At 62.9% G+C, this 20,246-nt stretch carries 13 protein-coding genes; 4 read left to right on the top strand and 9 right to left on the bottom strand.

Features of this window, described 5'->3' with window-relative positions; all coding sequences use genetic code 11:
• Positions 1-5 precede the first annotated feature (5 nt).
• From selO to betI, 6 genes are all read right to left on the bottom strand, one after another.
• The gene (selO, locus tag NJH59_RS00775) at positions 6-1,466 is read right to left on the bottom strand and encodes a protein adenylyltransferase SelO (protein ID WP_253086232.1); all 1,461 of its coding nucleotides are present in this window, start codon (positions 1,464-1,466) and stop codon (positions 6-8) included.
• Complete coding sequence (gene mscK, locus NJH59_RS00770; protein ID WP_123753431.1) at positions 1,463-4,795, bottom strand: mechanosensitive channel MscK; 3,333 nt, start codon at positions 4,793-4,795, stop codon at positions 1,463-1,465. Before mscK ends, selO begins: the two co-directional genes overlap by 4 nt.
• Positions 4,796-4,831: 36 nt before the next feature.
• Complete coding sequence (locus NJH59_RS00765) at positions 4,832-6,574, bottom strand: potassium/proton antiporter (RefSeq protein ID WP_043860372.1); 1,743 nt, start codon at positions 6,572-6,574, stop codon at positions 4,832-4,834.
• A gap of 260 nt (positions 6,575-6,834) precedes the next feature.
• Positions 6,835-8,532: a choline dehydrogenase gene (gene betA, locus NJH59_RS00760; protein WP_253086231.1), complete on the bottom strand. Its 1,698-nt coding sequence runs from the start codon at positions 8,530-8,532 to the stop codon at positions 6,835-6,837.
• Positions 8,533-8,613: 81 nt separating this feature from the next.
• Positions 8,614-10,086, bottom strand: a complete 1,473-nt coding sequence (gene betB, locus NJH59_RS00755; RefSeq protein ID WP_043860370.1) for a betaine-aldehyde dehydrogenase — start codon at positions 10,084-10,086, stop codon at positions 8,614-8,616.
• A 29-nt stretch (positions 10,087-10,115) separates the two neighbouring features.
• Positions 10,116-10,781, bottom strand: a complete 666-nt coding sequence (betI, locus tag NJH59_RS00750) for a transcriptional regulator BetI (RefSeq protein ID WP_043860369.1) — start codon at positions 10,779-10,781, stop codon at positions 10,116-10,118.
• A 423-nt stretch (positions 10,782-11,204) separates the two neighbouring features.
• Here betI and betT point away from each other — a divergent pair, with 423 nt between their 5' ends.
• The 3 genes from betT (at position 11,205) to NJH59_RS00735 (ending at position 14,896) form a co-directional block, all read left to right on the top strand.
• On the top strand, positions 11,205-13,208 hold the full coding sequence (gene betT, locus NJH59_RS00745) for a choline BCCT transporter BetT (protein ID WP_054915558.1): 2,004 nt from the start codon (positions 11,205-11,207) through the stop codon (positions 13,206-13,208).
• Between the two features lie 511 nt (positions 13,209-13,719).
• Entirely contained in the window at positions 13,720-14,040 is a 321-nt protein-coding gene (locus tag NJH59_RS00740) for a hypothetical protein (protein ID WP_253086230.1), read from the top strand.
• 145 nt (positions 14,041-14,185) lie between these two features.
• The gene (locus NJH59_RS00735) at positions 14,186-14,896 is read left to right on the top strand and encodes a hypothetical protein (protein WP_253086229.1); all 711 of its coding nucleotides are present in this window, start codon (positions 14,186-14,188) and stop codon (positions 14,894-14,896) included.
• Between the two features lie 338 nt (positions 14,897-15,234).
• Here NJH59_RS00735 and choV read toward each other — a convergent pair whose 3' ends face one another.
• The 3 genes from choV to NJH59_RS00720 all read right to left on the bottom strand — a co-directional run bounded on the left by choV (position 15,235) and on the right by NJH59_RS00720 (position 18,276).
• The gene (gene choV / locus NJH59_RS00730; protein WP_043860366.1) at positions 15,235-16,413 is read right to left on the bottom strand and encodes a choline ABC transporter ATP-binding protein; all 1,179 of its coding nucleotides are present in this window, start codon (positions 16,411-16,413) and stop codon (positions 15,235-15,237) included.
• Positions 16,410-17,258 (bottom strand): choline ABC transporter permease subunit, encoded by an 849-nt coding sequence (gene choW, locus NJH59_RS00725; protein WP_173925098.1) that lies wholly within the window; start codon positions 17,256-17,258, stop codon positions 16,410-16,412. The genes choV and choW overlap by 4 nt, the downstream gene beginning before the upstream one ends.
• 70 nt (positions 17,259-17,328) lie before the next feature.
• Positions 17,329-18,276 carry a choline ABC transporter substrate-binding protein gene (locus tag NJH59_RS00720; RefSeq protein ID WP_043860364.1) on the bottom strand — a complete coding sequence of 316 codons (948 nt, stop codon included), beginning with the start codon at positions 18,274-18,276 and terminating at the stop codon, positions 17,329-17,331.
• 350 nt (positions 18,277-18,626) lie between these two features.
• Here NJH59_RS00720 and NJH59_RS00715 point away from each other — a divergent pair, with 350 nt between their 5' ends.
• Positions 18,627-20,003: an L-serine ammonia-lyase gene (locus tag NJH59_RS00715; protein WP_253086228.1), complete on the top strand. Its 1,377-nt coding sequence runs from the start codon at positions 18,627-18,629 to the stop codon at positions 20,001-20,003.
• Positions 20,004-20,246 lie beyond the last annotated feature (243 nt).

Here is a 20,246-nt window from a genome sequence, read left to right as displayed (position 1 = left end):
CGATCTCAGGATGAACAACTGATCTCCAGATGCTTGCCCCACTCGGGCGGGCGTTCGGCATAGGCCTGCATCCCCGGCTGTTCCTCGAACGGCCGTGTCAGCACCTGGTGCAGGCGTCGCACTTCCTCGTAATCCCCGCCTTCAGCCGCCTCGATGGCACGCTGCGCCAGGTAGTTGCGCAGAATGTACAGCGGGTTCACCGCGTGCATCCGCGCGCGCCGGCCTTCGGCATTGCCCGGCTCCTGGCCCAGGCGCGCCAGGTACTCCACCGCCCAGGCATCGAACCCGGCCAGGTCGACGAAATCGTCGCGCACCACCCGCACAGCCTGCGCCGCCGGCTGATCACCCAGCTTGCGAAAGAACAGCGTGTAGTCCACAGCGCCCTTGTTCATCAGCCCCAGCAAGCGCTCGACCAGCGCCGAATCGTCATCGCGCGCCTCGGTCAGCCCCAGGCGTCGACGCATCAGGTCCAGGTAATGGGCCTGGTACAACGGCAGGAACAGCCCCAGCGTTTCCTTCAGCGCCTCGACGCTGATGAACGGCGTCAGCGCCTGGGCCAGCGCGCTCAGGTTCCAGTGTGCGATCGGCACCTGGTTGCTGAAGCTGTAGCGCCCCTGGTCGTCGGAATGGTTGCAGATGAAGCCGGCATCGAAGTCGTCGAGGAAGGCAAACGGCCCGAAGTCGAAGGTGATGCCCAGGATCGACATGTTGTCGGTGTTCATCACCCCGTGGCAGAAACCATAGGCCTGCCAGCGCGCAATCAGCTCGGCATTGCGTTCGACGATGGTACGGAACATCGCCAGGTACGGCTCGGGCTGCTCGCGGCACTCGGCAAAGTGCAGGTTGAGCACGTGCTCGGCCAGCTCGCGCTGCTGCTCGGGTTGGCGGGTGTAGTAGAAGTATTCGAAGTGGCCAAAGCGCACATGGCTGGGCGCCAGACGCAGCACCATCGCCGCGCGCTCCTGGGTTTCGCGCCACACCGGCGTGCTCGAACCGATCACGCACAGCGCGCGGCTGCTGGGGATGCCCAGCGCGTGCAGAGCCTCGGAGGCGAGGAACTCGCGGATCGACGAGCGCAGCACCGCACGGCCATCGCCCATGCGTGAATACGGCGTCTGCCCGGCACCCTTGAGGTGCAGGTCCCAGTGCTCGCCGGCATCGTTGTACACCTCGCCCAGCAACAGCCCGCGACCGTCACCCAGGCGCGGGTTGTACGAACCGAACTGATGCCCCGAATACACCATCGCCCGCGGCTCGGCCTCGGCCCACAGCTTGTGTCCGCTGAACAGCTCGGCGAACACCGGGGAATGCGCCTCGGTAGGGTCCAGGTCGAGCAGTGCCATGGCCGCGTCGCTGGCCACGACCAGGCGCGGCTCGGCAATCGGCTCGGGCAGCACGTGGGTAGAGAACGCATCGCCCAGGCGGGCGAAGCGGTTGTCGAAGGTCAGTTCGTCGAGGGATTTCAACGGCCATCTCCTGGCGCATCGGTGGGGGGCTCGGGCAGCACGGTCTTGTTCGGCGCTTCGACCGGTACCATCTTGTACTCCTGGCCCTGCATGTTCTTCAGGTACACCTCCATCTGGCGGAACGAGATGTTGATGTGCTGGCGCTTGAATTCCTTGTTGATGTAGCGGTTGATCTCGTCGAGTACCGGGTTGCGGTCGCCCAGGTCACGCACGTGCATGCGCAGTTCGTGGTCCAGGGTACTCTCGCCGAAGTTCAGGAAGTACACGATCGGTGCCGGCTCCTTGAGCACCCGCGGGTTCTCGTTGGCTGCCTGCAGCAGCAGGGTGCGTACCAGGTCCAGGTCCGAGCCGTAGTCCACGCCCAGCTTGAGGGTGACGCGGGTGATGGTGTCGGTCAGCGACCAGTTGATCAACTGGCCGGTGATGAAGGTCTTGTTGGGGACGATGATGTCCTTGCGGTCGAAGTCGGTGATGGTGGTGGCGCGGATGCGGATCTTGCTCACCGTGCCCGACAGATTGCCGATGGTGATGGTGTCGCCGATGCGCACCGGGCGCTCGAACAGGATCATGATGCCGGAGATGAAGTTGGCGAAGATCTCCTGCATGCCGAAGCCCAGGCCCACCGACAGCGCCGCCACCAGCCATTGCAGCTTGTCCCAGCTGACGCCGAGGGTCGACAGCGTGGTGACGAAGCCCACCCCGGCAATCACGTACGACAGCAACGTGGTGGTCGCATACGCGCTGCCCTGGGCCAGGTTCAGGCGTGACAGCACCAGCACCTCGAGCAGCCCCGGCAGGTTGCCGGCCAGGGCGAAGGTGATGCCGATGATCACCAGTGCCCCGAGCAGGTCGCCCAGGCTGATCGGCACCATGCTCATGGCCGCGCCGGTGCCGCTGGTGTACTCGTACAGGGTGATGTTGTCGAGGTAGGCGAACACGCTGATCAGGTCGGCCCACACCCAGTACAGCGCGGCGATGAAGCCGCCCAGCAGGGCCAGGCGGATCAGGCGCAGCGACTGCTGGTTGACCTGCTCGATGTCCAGGGTCGGCTCCTCGACGATCACCTCGCCATCGAGCCCTTCCTTGGTGGCCTGGCGCTTGCTCAGTGCGCGCTGGTAGGCCAGGCGCCGGGCGGCCACGGCCAGGCCGCGCACGAAGGCGGCCTCGATCACCAGCCAGAACATCAGCAGGTACAGGGTGTCGATCAGGCGGTCGGTGAGCTTGAGTGCGGTGTAGTAGTAGCCAAAGCACACGGCAATGAACAGCGCCACCGGAAGCGCCGTGAACGCCACGCCCACGGCCTTGCGAAACAGCGAGGTATTGCGGTGCGCGGGGCTGCTCAGCAGCAGGCGGCTGAGCAGCCAGGCCATCAGTGCGTAACAGGTCAGTACCACACCGATGCCGAGCACGTCGTCGGCCAGCGCCGAGGGCTGGTGCTCGGCCACCGCCACCACGCCGACCAGCGCCAGTACCACGCTGCCCAGGCGGCGGATCCAGCCGCGCAGGAACTCGACCTGGGCCTTTTCCCAGCGAAAGTGCAGCTCGGCCACGCCGCCGGGCGCCAGAATCCGGTAGGCGGTGTAGAACACCAGCCAGGCCTGGGCGATCTGCCACAGCGCGGCGCCCAGGTTGGCGTTCTGGCCGCGGGCGTCGATCTGCAGCGCATAGCCGCACAGCGCCAGGCCCAGGCTCAGCGGCATCGCCAGCAGGATATTGATCAGAATGGCCTGGGGCGTGTGCCACTGGCTGTCACGCTTGAAGTGGCCCACATCCTGGTGAACCTTGTTCAGCCGCGCATACAGGTACTTGCGCCGCCACAGCAGGGCGCCGATCAGCAACAGCAGCGGCAGGAACAGCAGCGGGCGCTGCGTCAGGCCGTCGGCCAGTTCGTTGATGCCCGACCCCCACGGCAGGCTCACCACCTGCTTTTGCAGGCGTTCGGGCACGCTGCGCAGCCATTCGAAGTCCAGCGGCTTGTTGCTGGGGATCCAGAACATCTGTTCGTCGAGGGTGCCGCGCAGGTTCTGTGCGGTGCTCAGCAGCTGCTTCTGGTTCAGTTGCAGGGTGATGGATTCGTTGAGCAGGGCGCTCAGCTCGCGGTTGAGCCGCTCCAGCAAATCGCTGCGGGTGATCGCCACCTCCAGCAAGGCCTTGCGCAACTGTGGGGTGACGCTGTCGGGCGGCTGGGTGGCCAGCAGCTTGTCGACGTAGCTGCTGGGGCTGCTGATCTGCTCGCGCTGCTGGTTGACCTCGAACTGGTACAGGCGAATGTCGGCGATCTGGTCGGCCAGGTCGCGATCGACCTTCAGGTGCGGCAGGGCCTGCTTCTGCTTGTAGAGGATCTTGGACAGCAACAGGCTGCCCTTGAGCACGCTGATCTGTTCGTCCAGTGCCTGGTCGGCCTGGGTCAGGCTGTCGAGCTGCTGCTTGGTCTGCAGGTTCTGCTGGGTCAGCTCGTTGAGGCGGTCGGTGCTGCGCAGCAGGTAGTCGGACAGCTTCAGGTTGGTGGCGCTTTCGGTGGCCAGCACGCTGCTGCCGCCGGCCTTCTGTGCCTCGATGGACTGTTCGGTGACGGTCTGCTGCGACTGCGCAAGGCGCTTCTGGTTGATCAGCGTCTGCAGGTCCTGGATCTCCTGCTCAAGGCGCGCGGCGCGCTCGATCAGCAGGTCGTGCTGGCTGTTGCCCAGGTCTTGCAGCAGGCTGTTGCCGGCCAGTTCCTGGCGGCGCAGCAGGGTCAGCGCGTTGAGCGAGGCGAGTTCGGCATTGAGCTGGTTGCGCTGGTCGGCCGAGAGGCTCTTGCCGTTGTCCTTGCCCAGCTTGAGGATGCTGTTGATCTGCTGGGTGCGGGTCTGGTTGCTGCTGATCTCGGCCTGGGCGCGCTCGGGGCGGGTCTGGGAGTTGATGATCAGGCTGTTTGCTTCGGACAGCGCCTTCTGCAGCTCGCCCTGCTGGGTGGTGCGCTCGGACAGCAACTGCTCCAGCTGCGGCACGCCCATGCTGGCGTAGCGCTGCGCCACGGGCAGGGTTTTGGTGTCCTTGAGCCGGGTCAGCTCGCGCTGGTTTTCGCTGGTCTGGCGCGGGGCGTCGGCCAGTTGCTGCTTGAGCGCGGCCAGGCGCTTGTCGTAGTCGTCGCGCGAGGCCAGCAGGCCAAGGGTCTGCTCCAGCACTTGCTGCAGGGCCTTCTGGTCGGCCTCCGGCAGCTTGCGCTCGGCGATCTTGTCCAGGCTGTGCTGGACGCTTGCCGTGGTGGGGGGTTCCGCCGCCTGGGCGAAGGAGAGGGACAGGCACAGCCCGAGCAGGGCTGCGCTAACAACAGTGCGCAGGGACATAGGCAGACGTCGTAGAACCGGGCAGAGAATCGAAGTTTAAAGGAACAACCCGGGGCCGGGTCGAGAACCTTCGGGGAATTTGATACCCACTTTGAGGATCTTGTTCCCTTCCATCAGCGCAACGGTCCACAGGGTGTTGTTCCATTCGATCTGGTCGCCCACCACCGGTGCGCCGCCGACCTTCTGCTCGATGAAGTGCGCCAGCGGCTGGTGCGGGTCCTGGCCGTCGAGCTGCAAACCGTACAACGCCGCTACAGCCCCCAGTTCTGCGTCACCTTCGAGCACGAAGTCGCCGAAGAAACGCAGGTCCAGGCCGCGTTGCGGCGCCTGGCTGAACAGCTTGCCCAGCGCCGGCAGGTTGTGTTCGTGGCCGATCACGCACAGCAGGTCGCCGACTTCGAGGGTGGTACTTCCCGACGGATGGAGCAGTTGCTGGCCGCGAAACAGGGCAGCGATACGCGTGCCTTCGGGCATTTTCAGCTCGCGCAGGGCGGCACCGATGCACCACTTCTCCGCGCCCAGGCGATACACGAACAGCTCCCACTCGCTGGTGATGTGCACTTCCAGGGCCGAGCGCGAGATCGGCGCCGGGTCGGGCGGCACGGTCACCTTGAGCAGGCGCGCCACCCACGGCAGGCTGGTGCCCTGCACCAGCAGCGACACCAGCACGATGAAGAAGGCCAGGTTGAAGTACAGCTGGGCATGCGGCAGCCCGGCCATCAACGGGAACACCGCAAGGATGATCGGCACCGCGCCGCGCAGGCCGACCCATGAGATGAACACCTTTTCGCGGCCATGGAAGGCCTTGAATGGCAGCAGGCCGATCATCACCGACAGCGGCCGCGCGAACAGGATCATCCATAGCGCCAGGCCCAGGGCCGGCAGCGCGATGGGTAGCAGGTCGTGGGGCGTTACCAGCAGGCCCAGCACCAGGAACATGCCGATCTGGGCCAGCCAGGCCATGCCGTCGAGCATGTGCAGGATGCCGTGGCGGCTGCGGATCGGCCGGTTGCCCAGCACCAGGCCGCACAGGTACACGGCCAGGAAGCCGCTGCCGTGCAGGGCGTTGGTGAGCGCGAACACCACCAGACCGCCGCTGATCACCAGGATCGGGTACAGGCCGCCGGCCAGGTTCATGCGGTTGACCAGCTGCAGCATCAGCCAGCCGCCGCCCAGGCCCAGCAGGCTGCCGATGCCGAATTCGCGCACCAGGTGGCCGAGCAGGCCCCAGTGCAGGCCGTTCTGGCCGCTGGCGATCATCTCGATCAGGGTCACGGTGAGGAACACCGCCATCGGGTCGTTGCTGCCCGACTCGATTTCCAGGGTGGCCGTCACCCGCTCGTTGAGGCCTTTGCCGCCCAACAGCGAGAACACCGCGGCGGCGTCGGTGGAGCCGACGATGGCGCCGATCAGCAGGCCCTGCATCAGGCTCAGGTCGAACAGCCAGGCGGCGGCCAGGCCGGTGAGGCCGGTGGTGATCATCACCCCCACCGTGGCCAGCGACAGCGCCGGCCACAGGGCCACGCGGAAACTCGAGACGCGGGTGCGCAGGCCGCCGTCGAGCAGGATCACGGCCAGTGCCAGGTTGCCCACCAGGTAGGCGGTCGGGTAGTTGTTGAAGATGATGCCGCCGCCGTCGACGCCGGCAACCATGCCCACTGCCAGGATGATCACCAGGATCGGGATGCCCAGGCGCGAGGAGAGTGAACTGACCAGGATACTTGCACCTACCAGCAATGCGCCGATCAAGAACAGGCTATTGATGGTGGACGCATCCAAAGGCAGTACTCCAGGGGGGATTGCAGAAAGAGGCGCGACTTGCTTTTTGCCTGACTTCAGCTAGCAGGTCGCGTGCCAAGGATTCTAACCTGTGAGGTTGGCGGGCTGTAAAGCGATTATCGCGGGCACAAAAAAAGCACCGCAGGGGTGCTTGATCTGCTGTGAATGTACCGCCCCCATCGCGGGTCAAGCCCGCTCCCACAAGGATCACATTGGTCTCTGTGGGAGCGGGCTTGACCCGCGATGGGGGCAGCAGGGTCTTAAGCCTGCGGCACCTCACGCATCGGCTTGCCCTTCACCGGTGCACCATTGGCCACATAGTACTTGGCCGTGCTGCGCGGCAATGGCTGGCGGCCACGGATCTTGTCGGCGATCTTCTCGGCCATCATGATCGTCGGCGCGTTCAGGTTGCCGGTGGTGATGATCGGCATGATCGAGGCATCCACCACGCGCAGGCCCTGCATGCCATGCACGCGGCCCTGGCCGTCGACCACCGCCATCTCGTCGATGCCCATCTTGCACGAGCACGATGGGTGGAACGCGGTCTCGGCGTGCTCGCGGATGAATGTGTCCAGCTGCTCGTCGGTCTGCACGTCGGCACCGGGGCTGATCTCGCGGCCACGGTAGGCGTCCAGCGCCGGCTGCGCCATGATCTCGCGGGTCAGGCGGATACCGTCACGGAACTCCTGCCAGTCCTGCTCGGTGGCCATGTAGTTGAACAGGATGCTCGGGTGCTGGCGCGGGTCCTTGGACTTGAGCTGGATACGCCCGCGGCTAGGCGAACGCATCGAGCCCATGTGCGCCTGGAAGCCGTGTTCCTGCACGCCGTTGCTGCCGTTGTAATTGATCGCCACCGGCAGGAAGTGGTACTGGATGTTCGGCCATTCGAATTCCGGGCGCGAGCGGATGAAGCCGCCGGCCTCGAACTGGTTGCTGGCGCCGATGCCGGTGCCCGCGAACAGCCACTGTGCACCGATGGCCGGCTGGTTGTACCAGAGCAGCGACGGGTACAGCGACACCGGCTGGGTGCAGGCGTACTGCAGGTACAGTTCGAGGTGATCCTGCAGGTTCTCGCCCACGCCCGGCAGGTCGTGCACCACCGGGATGTCCAGGCTTTCGAGCAGGGCCGCCGGGCCCACGCCGGAGCGCTGCAGCAACTGTGGCGAGGCGATGGCGCCGCTGCACACGATGACTTCCTTGCGGGCACGGGCTTCGACGCGCTCTTCGCTGGCGCCCACCAGGTAGGTCACGCCTACGGCGCGCTTGCCTTCGAACAGCACGCGGTCGCTCAGGGCATGGGTGACGATGGTCAGGGTCGAGCGTTTTTTGGCGGTGTCCAGGTAGCCGCGGGCGGTGCTGGCGCGACGGCCCTTGGGCGTCACGGTGCGGTCCATCGGGCCGAAGCCTTCCTGCTGGTAGCCGTTCAGGTCTTCGGTGCGCGGGTAACCGGCCTGCACGCCGGCTTCGACCATGGCGTGGAACAGGGGGTTGTTGCCGGCTTTTGGCGTGGTGACGCTCACCGGGCCTTCGCCGCCATGGTAGTCGTTGGGGCCGATGTCACGGGTTTCGGCCTTGCGGAAGTACGGCAGGCAGTCCAGGTAAGACCAGTCTTCCAGGCCTGGCAGCTTGGCCCAGCCGTCGTAGTCCATGGCGTTGCCGCGGATGTAGCACATGCCGTTGATCAGCGAGGAGCCGCCCAGGCCCTTGCCGCGGCCACATTCCATGCGGCGGCCGTCCATGTGCGGCTCCGGGTCGGTCTCGTAGGCCCAGTTGTAGCGTCGGCCCTGCAACGGGAAGGCCAGTGCGGCCGGCATCTGGGTGCGGAAGTCGAAGCGGTAGTCCGGGCCGCCGGCTTCCAGCAGCAATACGGTGACGCCTTCGTCTTCGGTCAGGCGGGTCGCCAGGGTGTTACCGGCCGAGCCGGCCCCGACGATGATGTAGTCAAAAACGTGGGACATGTTGCGTACCCTCATAGGCAGTGAGCAGGGGAGCGGGGGAGGCGCCCGGACCTGGCGGCCCGGGCGCGGCTACACGGGTGCTTAGAACACCGAGGCGTAGTTGCCCAGCTCGACCTGTACCGACTTGATCCGCGTGTACTGGGCCAGCGAGCTGACACCGTTTTCACGGCCGACACCGGATTGCTTGTAGCCACCGACCGGCATCTCGGCCGGCGATTCGCCCCAGGCGTTGATCCAGCAGATGCCCGCTTCCAGCTGATGGATGATGCGGTGCGCGCGGCTGATGTCGTTGGTGCAGACACCGGCGGCCAGGCCGTAGTCGGTGTCGTTGGCGCGACGGATGACTTCTTCTTCGGTCTCGTAGGAGAGGATGCTCATCACCGGGCCGAAGATCTCTTCCTTGACGATGGTCATGTCGTCACGGCAGTCGGTGAAGACGGTCGGGGCCACGAAGGCGCCCTTGGCGAACTCGCCGTCGGTCAGGCGCTCGCCGCCACACAGTACGCGGGCACCTTCTTGCTTGCCCTTGGCGATGTAGCCCAGCACGCTTTCCATGTGGGCGAAGCTGACCAGCGGGCCGAAGTTGGTGTTCTCGTCCTGCGGGTTGCCGATGCGGATGCGCGCCACGCGCTCGGCGATCTTGGCTTCGAAGGCGGCTTTGAGCGAGGCCGGGATGAACACGCGGGTGCCGTTGGTGCACACCTGGCCCGAGCTGTAGAAGTTGGCCATCATCGCGATGTCGGCGGCGCGGTCCAGGTCGGCGTCTTCACAGATGATCAGCGGCGACTTGCCGCCCAGCTCCATGGTGACTTCCTTGAGCGAGGAGCTCGAGGCGCTGGCCATGACCTTCTTGCCGGTGGCGGTGCCGCCGGTGAACGAGACCTTCTCGATGCGCGGGTGTTCGGTGAGGTAGGTGCCGACGTCGCGGCCGCTGCCGGTCAGTACGTTGAACACGCCGTCCGGCAGGCCGGCCTCGGTGTAGATCTCGGCCAGTTTCAGGGTGGTCAGCGAAGTGACTTCCGAGGGCTTGAAGATCATCGCGTTGCCGGCGGCCAGGGCCGGGGCGGATTTCCACAGGGCGATCTGGATCGGGTAGTTCCAGGCGCCGATACCCACGGTCACGCCCAGCGGCTCGCGACGGGTGTACACGAACGAGCTGTCGCGCAGCGGGATCTGCTCGCCTTCGATGGCCGGCACCAGGCCTGCGTAGTATTCGAGCACGTCGGCACCGGTGACGATGTCGACGTAGCGGGTTTCGGAGTAGGACTTGCCGGTGTCCAGGGTTTCCAGTGCAGCCAGCTCGTCGTTGCGCTCGCGCAGGATGTCGACGGCGCGGCGCAGGATGCGCGAACGCTGCATGGCGGTCATGGCCGCCCAGACTTTCTGGCCGCGCTCGGCGCTTTCCACTGCGCGCTCCACGTCGGCCTGGTTGGCACGTTGCACCTGGGCGAGGACTTCGCCGTTGGCCGGGTTGATGGCGTCGAAGGTGGCGCCGCTGGAAGCGTCGACATAACCACCGTCAATGTAGAGTTTTTGCGTTTCGAAACGGGCCATAGTGTCCTCGCAAGTGCAGTGTGTGTCGGCTATCCGCGCTGTGCTCCTGCTTGTTTGGCACTCGCGACGCGCAGTGGTTCAGAGGCCGGGTCCTGTAGAGCCGGGCTGCTCTGTTTAGCCAGTTGTGAATCCATGTATTCGTAAGCGATCTGCTGCGCCTGGTCGGTATCGAAGGCATCTCCCGACAGCGCGCCGCGCAGCCACAGCCCGTCGATCAGGGCAGCCAGCCCGCGGGCCGCGCTGCGGGCTTCGGGCAGCGGCAACACACGGCGGAACTGGCAGCACAGGTTGGAATACAAGCGGTGATCGTTGATCCGCTGCAACCGGTGCAAAGACGGCTGGTGCATGCTGGCGGCCCAGAAGGCCAACCAGGTTTTCATTGCCGGGCCGTTGACCTGACTGGCGTCGAAGTTGCCCTCGACGATCACCTTCAGGTGGGCGCGCGGGGTGTCCTCCGTGAGCGCCTGGCGACGTGCCGCGACGTTGTCGATCAGCACGTTCATCAAGTACCGCATGGTCGCTGCGATCAGGCCGTTCTTGTCCTGGAAGTAGTGACTGATGATGCCGTTCGACACACCGGCCAAACGGGCGATCAGCGCAATGCTGGCGTCCCCCATGCCGACCTGGTCTACCGCCATCAACGTGGCTTCGATCAACTGCTGGCGGCGAATGGGTTGCATACCGACCTTGGGCATCTGGCAAATCTCCTCAGGCCTTCGGGCAGACGACAGGCGGCTGACTCGGCGAAGACCAGTCTATTTTGTTTTGATTGAACGTTCAATCAACAAAGAATAAGCTCTGCGACAATTCGCGCCATTGACAGGTTTTTGTGGCCCGTCACTGACGCCGATTGGCACCCTAAAAAGACGTGTAACCCCCGTAATGCAAGGCGTGCACGGGTTTAAACGAAACGTTGATCAGAATTGCCCAGCGGTGTCGCACCGTTCGGCGGGCCCTCGGATCGGGACCCTTTTTCTGTTTTTTTCAACGCAATCGGTTTGGGATCACGGTTTTTCAAGGTGCTTTTATAACACCTGACGCAGTGGGGCTATTGCACCAATTGCGCGGGTGACGGGTCGTTTCGTGTTTTCTCTCGCACTGCCTGGAGCATCTGTGCAATGAGTTCTGCCTCCCTGATAAAGACCCCTGCCGAGAGGGTCCGGGTCAACAGCGTGGTGTTCTACACCACGGCGCTGCTGATCCTGTTGTTGACTGCCTTGCTGATCGCCGCCCCGGACACGGCCGGTCAAATTCTCGGCCAGGCCCAAGCCTGGCTGTCGCGCAGCTTCGGCTGGTACTACATGCTGGTGATCGGCGGCTACCTGCTGTTCGTCATCGGGCTGGCGTTTTCCTCCTACGGCAAGCTCAAGCTTGGCGGCAAGGACGACAAGCCCGACTTCAGCTACGGTGCCTGGGCCGGCATGCTGTTCTCCTCCGGTATCGGTATCTCGCTGCTGTACTTTGGCGCGTCCGAACCGCTGGACCACTACTTCAACCCGCCTGCCGGTGCGCCGGCCAGCCTGGAGGCCGCACGCCAGGGCATGCAGCTGACCTTCCTGCACTGGGGCCTGCACGGCTGGGCGATCTATGCGCTGGTGGGCCTGGCCGTGGCCTACTTCGCCTACCGCCACAACCAGCCACTGGCCTTGCGTTCGGCGCTGTACCCGCTGGTGGGTGAGCGCTGGGTCAAGGGGGCTGCCGGGCACACCGTGGACATCTTCGGCATGTTCGTGACCCTGCTGGGCCTGGTGACCAACCTGGGCATCGGTGCGATGCAGGTGTCCTCGGGGCTGGAGTACCTGTTCGGCATGCAGCACAGCAACACCAACCTGCTGATGGTGATCCTGGTGATGAGCACCGTGGCCACGATCGCGGCGGTGTCCGGCGTGGAGAACGGCATTCGCCGCCTGTCCAACCTGAACATCCTGCTGTTCAGCGGCCTGCTGCTGTTCGTGCTGCTGTTCGGCGACACCCTGCACCTGCTCAACGGTTTCGTGCAGAACATAGGCGACTACCTCAACGGCGTGATCCTCAAGACCTTCGACCTCTACGTGTACGAAGGCAACAACGCCAGGTCCGAAGGCTGGCTGGGCCTGTGGACCCTGTTCTACTGGGCCTGGTGGATTTCCTGGGCCCCGTTCGTGGGCATGTTCATCGCGCGTATCTCCCGTGGCCGCACCGTGCGCGAGCTGGTGGCCGGCGTGCTGCTGATTCCGTTGGGCTTTACCCTGGCGTGGCTGTCGATCTTCGGCAACACCGCGCTGGACCTGGTGATCAACCACGGTGCGGTGGAGCTTGGGCGCACGGCGGTGGAACAACCGGCGATGTCGATCTACCAGCTGCTGGAGCACTTCCCGGCGGCCAAGATCGTGGTTGGTGTGGCGGTGTTCGTCGGCTTCGTGCTGTTCCTCACCCCGGCTGACTCGGGCGCGGTGATGATGGCCAACCTGTCGTGCAAGGGCGGCGACGTGGACGAGGATGCCCCGCACTGGCTGCGTATCCTGTGGTCGGCGATCATCACCCTGGTGACCATCGGGCTGTTGCTGGTGGGCAACTTCCAGGCCATGCAGACCATGGTGGTACTGGCCGGGCTGCCGTTCTCGGTGGTGCTGGTGGTGTTCATGTTCGGCCTGTTCAAGGCCATGAAGCAGGACACCCAGGTCGAGCAGGAGCAGGCCGAACTGGCGGCGCGTGGCCGTCGCGGCTTCAGCGAGCGCCTCACCCAGCTGGACCTGCAGCCGACCCAGGCGATGGTGCAGCGCTTCATGGACAAGCAGGTGAGCCCGGCGCTGAAAGAGGCGGCGGTGCAGTTGCAGGGCATGGGCCTGCAGGTGCAGAGCCGCGTCGGCCAGTCGCGCGAGGCGATGGGCTTGCGCATCGAGATGGAGGAGGGCAACCCGTTCGTCTACGAAGTGAGCCTGGACGGCTACCTGGCGGCGCCGAGCGAAGCGCCGGCGCAGGGTGAAGGCGACGTGCGCCAGCGTTACTACCGGGCCGAGGTGTACCTGCACAACGGCAGCCAGGAGTACGACCTGATGGGCTTTACCGTCGAGCAGATCACCCGCGACGTGCTGGATCAATTCGAGAGCCATCGCCAGTTGCTGGGGCGTGTGTACAGCTGATGGCAGATAGCTGATGAAGAAGGGCCCTGCCGGTGACGGCAGGGCCTTTTTTTTGCTGGCGATGCGTTGGCGTTCTACAGCGCTGAAGAACGATAAATAAATTAAAAGGTTTGCTGGCTGGCGACCAAGGAAGCACCAAAAAGTCGATTCTCGACTTTTAACAACTGCGCAACTTCTTGCGCACTCCAATGTGGATAACCCTGTGCATACATTGCTGCGGGCCATACTCAACGTGGCCTGCAGCTAACTGCGCAACTTCTTGCACAGTACTGCGCAAGAAGTTGCGCACTTTTTCGGGTTTTGCCTTTCCCAAGGCCAGCGGGTTACAACGTGCAGCGGGTAAAGTTGCATCGGGAACAGCAGAAAGCATTAGGGTTGCAGGATTCGATGTAATCAGTGATCCGACGAATAAATTTCCCAGTCATGCGAGAATTATTCATCCGGATGGAAGAGATGGATTCAGTGACGAAAATTTAGTCGGTCTATCAAATGCGCTGGGGGATGAAGCGAGATGTCAATAGCTGAAGAGCTGTTTTATTTATTTGATAAAGAAAATAAGTGCTTGGGGCAGATCATATTGCAGGTTGGTGACAACCCCAAGAAGCAAGGGAGGTTCTCTCCAGTCAAAGAGTTCTCGAGGTACCGGAATTTGTTCAAAGAGCTTGAAAGTGCGGCAAATGCTATGCCGTTTAGCCATGTAGACGAAATAGAAGAAAAAATCGCCTTGCTAGGTTTCTACGTCAAATCAGAGGGGTCGGAAATTAAACTAAAAATAAGAGAGCTTCAAATAATGAGGGGGTGGGCAATTTTTGAAGTTGGACAGGCACTTTAAAGTCGATAAGTAAAGTTGCACTTAAATAAAGTGTTTTTTGGCTCTAAAGTAATTGTATGCGTTTAGGCCTCTACAAGAAGGCCCCTTCGGATGCCAGAGACATGTACTTATGCTCCAAGCTGACAGCCCATGCTGAATGACCGGTATGGCAGTGAATAAAGTTCTACCTCTTCGAGCCGGGCCGTGGCATCACTCCGCTGGAACGAACCCTGTTATTAAATTCTTGGTGAAAACAATGTTGAGAGCTACATTTTTCGAAATATTTAATATTTTTTTGGATAAATTAACATTTGAGGATTTAGAGATTCTTGGGCTGCCTGATATGGAGCGCTCCACCCTAGAGGACTACGGGTATGAATTGGTGGGTGATAAGTCAGACTGTCACGCTTACGAAAAAGAAATTATTGTGCCTCATAGAAATACTGGGCTTAGTCTGATGCACAAGTTGTATTTTTTTGCAGATGAATCTGTCGGCACTGGATTGGGTGTTGAGCCGAAGGTTAGATTAACCACGCTGCTGAAAGCGTATTGGGATTATCGAGACTTACGGGGCGGATCGCTCGATAATATAAGTTTTTATTTCTGGGATGGTAATGATGAGGGCGCTGTTGTGTTTGAGGAAAACATAGTGGTCAGATTTGGTTTTCGCCAGAACAGGGGTGCATACTTGATTGATAATGTGGAAAGTGGTCTGGATAGAGTTGGTAGTGTTCCTGGTGTTTCAGTAAGAAGCGTAAAAAAATACATGAATTCGTTTGAGCTGGATGGTGCTATCAGTAGGCGTGAGGTAAGTAAATATCCTTATGCATTTTCAAGGTTAGTTGGCTTTTTGTGCAAAAATAGCAGGAGGTTTTAATATGCCCCTATAAAGATAGAAGTGTGAGTCTTGTGTATAAGCTCTGTTTTTATGGAAGCAGTGTTTTCGGAAGCGGGCTAAGTATTGAATTGTCATTAATTGGGAAATCGCACCCTTTACTACGCCCCCACAGCGTCAATACGAGAATTACGCCCCCCATGACCGCCCCACCATAAGCGGCTGTCAGCATGAGAATAGACAGTTTTTACTTTCAAACTTAAAAACCCTGCCCCACAGTTCAAACTTGCCAGAAAAAGAATTCATATCGACGTCTTGCCCTCACGGCCCCCTCGCTGGCAAGTCATGCGCTGACCTTGCCGGCGAAGAAGCCATCCGCTTCACCCCAGATTCTTGCCCAACAACGCGTGATACAGCTCGCTGTCGCCCAATATCCCCACCACTTGATTCCCCTCCTGCAGCACCAGCTTGTTCCCCGTCTGATACCGAATCTGCAACGCCTCGCGCATACCGATATTGGCATTCACCAGCGTCGGCTTTCGCTCCAGCCCCTCCACCGCCTCGCCGGGCGCCCAGTTCTGCAAGGCCATGCCGTTGACGCCCTGGCGCGCGCCCCTGATGGTGTTGCCCTCGGCCAGGTCCAGCCAAGAATCACCACCCGGGTCCAGGCATACCGAACCGTTGATGCGCTTGCACTTGTCCAGCGTGCGCATCAGGCTGCGCCCGCACAACACGTTGAGCGGGTTGGTATGCGCGACAAAGGTACGCACATACTCGTCTGCCGGGTTGAGCACGATCTCCTCGGGCTTGCTGTACTGGATGATGCGCCCGTCCTTCATGATCGCGATGCGGCTGCCGAGCTTGAGGGCCTCGTCCAGGTCATGGCTGACGAACACGATGGTCTTGGCCAGCTTGCGTTGCAGCTCAAGCAGCTCGTCCTGCAGGCCCTGGCGGATCAGCGGGTCGAGCGCCGAGAACGGTTCGTCCATCAGCAGGATGTCGGCGTCCATCGCCAGTGCCCGGGCCAGGCCCACGCGCTGCTGCATGCCGCCCGACAGCTCGTCGGGCTTCTTGTTGCGCCACTGGGTCAGGCCCACCAGCTCGAGCTTCTCGTCCACCAGCTTGCGCCGCTCCTTCTCGGGCCGGCCCTGCATCTCCAGGCCGAAACTGATGTTCTCGCGTACCGTCAGCCAGGGCATCAGGGCGAACTTCTGGAACACCATGGCGATACGCTGGGTGCGCATCATCTTCAGCTCGGCCGGGGTGCAGTGGGCAATGTCGATCTGTGCGCCTTCATGCTCGACGAACAGCTTGCCGCGGCTCACCGTGTTCAGGCCGTTGATGCAGCGCAGCAGGCTCGACTTGCCTGAACCCGACAGGCCCATCAGCACGCAGATCTCGCCCTTGTTGATGTCCAGGCTGGCTTTCTCGACGCCGACCACCAGGCCGGTCTTCTTCAGGATCTGTTCACGCGTGAGGCCCTGGTCCAGCAGGCTGAGCGCCTCACGCGGGTGGCGCGAGAAGATCACGTCGACCTCTTCGAAGCGAATGATGCTCATGCTTCACTCCTTGCCGGTGCGTCCGGTTGCTTGCAGATACGGTCGAGCATGATCGCCAGCAGCACGATCGCCAGCCCCGCCTCGAAGCCCAGCGCGATATCGGCGGTGTTGAGTGCGTTGACCACCGGTTTGCCCAGACCGTCGGCGCCCACCAGCGCGGCGATCACCACCATCGACAGCGACAGCATGATGCACTGGGTGACCCCCGCCGCGATGCTGGGCATGGCATGCGGCAGCTCGATGCGCGAGAGCAGCTGGCGCCGCGAGCAGCCGAACGCCTTGCCGGCATCCAGCAGTTCCTGCGGCACGTCGCGGATGCCCAGGTAGGTCAGGCGGATGGGCGCGGCAATCGCGAACACCACCGTCGAGATCAGCCCCGGCACCACGCCCAGGCCGAACAGGGTCAGGGTCGGGATCAGGTACACGAACGTGGGCACCGTCTGCATCAGGTCGAGTACCGGGCGCATGGCGGTGTAGAACATCGGCTTGTGCGCCGCCAGGATGCCCAGCGGCACGCCGATGGCCACGCACACGAAGGTGGCGAACAGCACCTGGGCCAGGGTTTCCATGGTTTCCTGCCAGTAGCCGAGGTTGAGAATCAGCAGGAACGACAGCGCGCAGAATACGGTGAGCGCCCATTTGCGCTGGATCAGGTGAGCGATCAGGGCCACCAGGGCAATCAGGACGAATGGGTTGAACCAGGTCAGCGCCCCGGTCACCCCGTGAATCATGAACTCCAGCGCCTCGGCGAAGGCGTCGAAGTAGTTGGCGCCGTGTTGCGTCAACCACTCGACGAAGGCCGCGATGTGCTGGCCCAGGGGTATTTTTTGATCGATCAGCATGATAGCGAGCGTCCACCTGCAAGGGATTGGAAACAACCCGCGCCGGGCAATCGCCCCCCGGCGCGGGGCGTGCTTACTGCGTCAGCTTGGCCTTGGCCGCCTCCAGGCCCGGTTTGCCATCCACGGTGGTCACGCCGGCCAGCCAGGTGTCGAGCACCTGCGGGTTCTGCTTGAGCCAGGCCTTGGCGGCGGCGTCGGGCTTGACCTTGTCGTCGAGCACCTTGCCCATCAGGGTGCTTTCCATGTCCAGGGTGAAAGAGAGGTTCTTGAGCAACTGGCCGACGTTGCTGCACTCCTGGCTGTAGCCCTTGCGCGTGTTGGTGAGCACGGTGGCCTTGCCGTAGTCGGGGCCGAAGAAGTCGTCGCCGCCTTCGAGGTATTTCATCTTGAAGCGCGTGTTCATCGGGTGCGGTTCCCAGCCGAGGAACACCACGTCGGTGCCACGGCGCTGGGCACGGTCGACTTGCGCGAGCATGCCGGCCTCGCTCGACTCCACCACCTTGAAGCCGGCGTCCTTCAAGCCGAAGGCATTCTTGTCGATCATGCTCTGGATGGTGCGGTTGCCGTCGTTGCCCGGCTCGATGCCGTAGATCTTGCCGTCCAGCTCCTTCTTGAATTTCGCGATGTCGGCGAAGTTCTTCAGGCCCTTGTCATACAGCGCCTGGGGCACGGCCAGGGTGTACTTGGCATTCTCCAGGTTGGCACGCACGGTCTCGACGGTGCCGGCATCGCGGTACGGCTTGATGTCGTTTTCCATGGTCGGCATCCAGTTGCCGAGGAACACGTCCATGTTCTTGCCGTCGGCCAGCGACTTGTAGGTCACCGGTACCGAGATCATGGTGGTGCGGGTCTTGTAGCCAAGCGCTTGGAGCACCGCACTGGTGACTGCAGTGGTCACGGTGATGTCGGTCCAGCCGACGTCGGAGAAGTTGACGGTGTGGCACTGCTCGGGCTCCACGGCCTGGGCCAGCGCCGGCAGGCTCAGCAGCGCGGCCAGCAACAGCGGGGGTGAACCTTTCATGGTGGACTCCTGGTTTTTTTCGGATGTCCCACGGGACAGGGGCCGTGCAATCGAGTCGGTACCGATCATCTAACAGCGAAAATCAAACGCCTACCGGGTGCGTCGTATCCAGTACAGGCAGGGTCGCATCCAGTGCCAATGAGGTCGCTTACAGTGTCGTCGGCCTCGAAAAACGCGGTTCTGGCGCATGTGCACCGCAAAAAAACGGCGCAGGTCCTGCCCTGGCAACGGGCGGCGCTGCTGGACAAGAGCGCGTCGGTTGCAGACGTCGTGGTCGCTGACAAAAGCCTGATGATGCGCGAAACCGGCGGATTGCCGCCTTTTCAGCGTAGCAGCCAGAGGTACGCGGCATGGCCATCAGTGTGTTCGACCTGTTCAAGATCGGTGTCGGCCCTTCAAGCTCGCACACCGTCGGCCCGATGCGCGCCGCAGCGCTGTTCGTGCAGGGGCTGCGCGAGCGCAACCTGCTGGCCCGGGTGCGGCGTATCGAGGTGCGCCTGTACGGCTCGCTGTCGGCCACCGGAATAGGTCACGGCAGTGACAACGCGGTGATCATGGGCCTGATGGGCGAATGGCCGGACGCCATCGACCCGGCGCAGATCGCCCCGCGCATCGCCACGCTGCGCGAAACCGACAGCCTGCTGCTGGACGGACGCTGGCCGGTCGGCTTCGTCTGGGCCCGCGACATGCGCCTGCTGGACGAGAACCTGCCGTACCACCCCAACGCCCTGACCCTGATCGCCGAGGGCGAGCAGGGCGAGCTGCACCGCGATACCTACTACTCGGTGGGCGGCGGCTTCGTGGTGGACGCGGCGCAGGCGGCCAGCGGTGTGCTGGACGCCGACACCACCGTGCTGCCCTACGACTTCAACAGTGCCGTGGAACTGCTGGATTTGTGCCGGCAGCACGACCTGCGCGTGTCGCAACTGATGCTGGAGAACGAAAAGGTGTGGCGCAGCGAGGCTGAAATCCGTGCCGGGCTCATGACCCTGTGGCGGGCCATGCAGGCCTGTGTCGAAAACGGCCTGCGCCACGAGGGCATCCTGCCGGGCGGGCTCAATGTGCGCCGCCGCGCGGCACGCCTGCACCGCAGCCTGCAGGAGCTGGGCAAGCCCAACGTGATCGGCTCCACCCTCAGTGCCATGGAGTGGGTCAACCTGTATGCGCTGGCGGTCAACGAGGAAAACGCCGCAGGCGGGCGCATGGTCACCGCCCCCACCAACGGCGCGGCAGGCATCATCCCGGCGGTGCTGCACTACTACATGCGCTTCAGCGACGAGGTCAGCGAATCCAGCGTGGTGGACTTCTTTCTGGGCGCGGCGGCGGTGGGCATCCTGTGCAAGAAGAACGCGTCGATCTCCGGCGCCGAAGTCGGCTGCCAGGGCGAGGTCGGCTCGGCCTGCGCAATGGCGGCGGCGGGTCTGGCCGAAGTGCTCGGGGCCACCCCGGCGCAACTGGAGAACGCCGCCGAGATCGGCCTGGAACACAACCTGGGGCTGACCTGCGATCCGGTCGGCGGGCTGGTGCAGGTGCCGTGCATCGAGCGCAACGCGATTGCCGCGGTCAAGGCGATCAACGCCGCGCAAATGGCCTTGCGCGGTGACGGCGAGCACTTCATCTCCCTCGACCGGGTGATCCGCACCATGCGCGACACCGGCGCCGACATGCACGACAAGTACAAGGAAACCTCTCGCGGCGGGCTGGCGGTGAACGCCATCGAATGCTGAGGCGTGGCTGCGCCGTTTTGGCCCATCGCTTTGAGCGTGCGCTGCGTTTTGGCGCGCCCCGGCCGATGGCGATTCACTGGCCACGCCACCCCTTCCAGCACGCGCGGTGACACCGCGCGTTGTCGTTTCTGGGCATCCTTCCCACAAGTGCTACCCAATTTCACAACGGGACTACAGACAGGCTTTGGCCCGGCCTTTTGCGTTTAAAAGCGACCCTGCGGGCGTGGGCGAACTAGACACATC

This window comes from Pseudomonas sp. VE 267-6A (assembly GCF_024126555.1).
In the GTDB taxonomy this organism is placed as follows: Bacteria; Pseudomonadota; Gammaproteobacteria; order Pseudomonadales; family Pseudomonadaceae; genus Aquipseudomonas; species Aquipseudomonas palmensis.
The sequence above is the reverse complement of the archived record's forward strand: the minus strand, read 5'-3'. Positions and strand labels throughout refer to the sequence as shown.

Excerpts from the sequence above, each read along its gene's own strand:
- NJH59_RS00740 (WP_253086230.1), top strand. The coding sequence starts at position 13,720 with ATGTCAATAGCTGAAGAGCTGTTTTATTTATTTGATAAAGAAAATAAG.
- choV (WP_043860366.1), bottom strand. The coding sequence starts at position 16,413 with ATGAGCATCATTCGCTTCGAAGAGGTCGACGTGATCTTCTCGCGCCAC.
- NJH59_RS00715 (WP_253086228.1), top strand. The coding sequence starts at position 18,627 with ATGGCCATCAGTGTGTTCGACCTGTTCAAGATCGGTGTCGGCCCTTCA.
- betI (WP_043860369.1), bottom strand. The coding sequence starts at position 10,781 with ATGCCCAAGGTCGGTATGCAACCCATTCGCCGCCAGCAGTTGATCGAA.
- betA (WP_253086231.1), bottom strand. The coding sequence starts at position 8,532 with ATGTCCCACGTTTTTGACTACATCATCGTCGGGGCCGGCTCGGCCGGT.
- NJH59_RS00720 (WP_043860364.1), bottom strand. The coding sequence starts at position 18,276 with ATGAAAGGTTCACCCCCGCTGTTGCTGGCCGCGCTGCTGAGCCTGCCG.
- betT (WP_054915558.1), top strand. The coding sequence starts at position 11,205 with ATGAGTTCTGCCTCCCTGATAAAGACCCCTGCCGAGAGGGTCCGGGTC.
- betB (WP_043860370.1), bottom strand. The coding sequence starts at position 10,086 with ATGGCCCGTTTCGAAACGCAAAAACTCTACATTGACGGTGGTTATGTC.
- NJH59_RS00735 (WP_253086229.1), top strand. The coding sequence starts at position 14,186 with ATGGCAGTGAATAAAGTTCTACCTCTTCGAGCCGGGCCGTGGCATCAC.
- mscK (WP_123753431.1), bottom strand. The coding sequence starts at position 4,795 with ATGTCCCTGCGCACTGTTGTTAGCGCAGCCCTGCTCGGGCTGTGCCTG.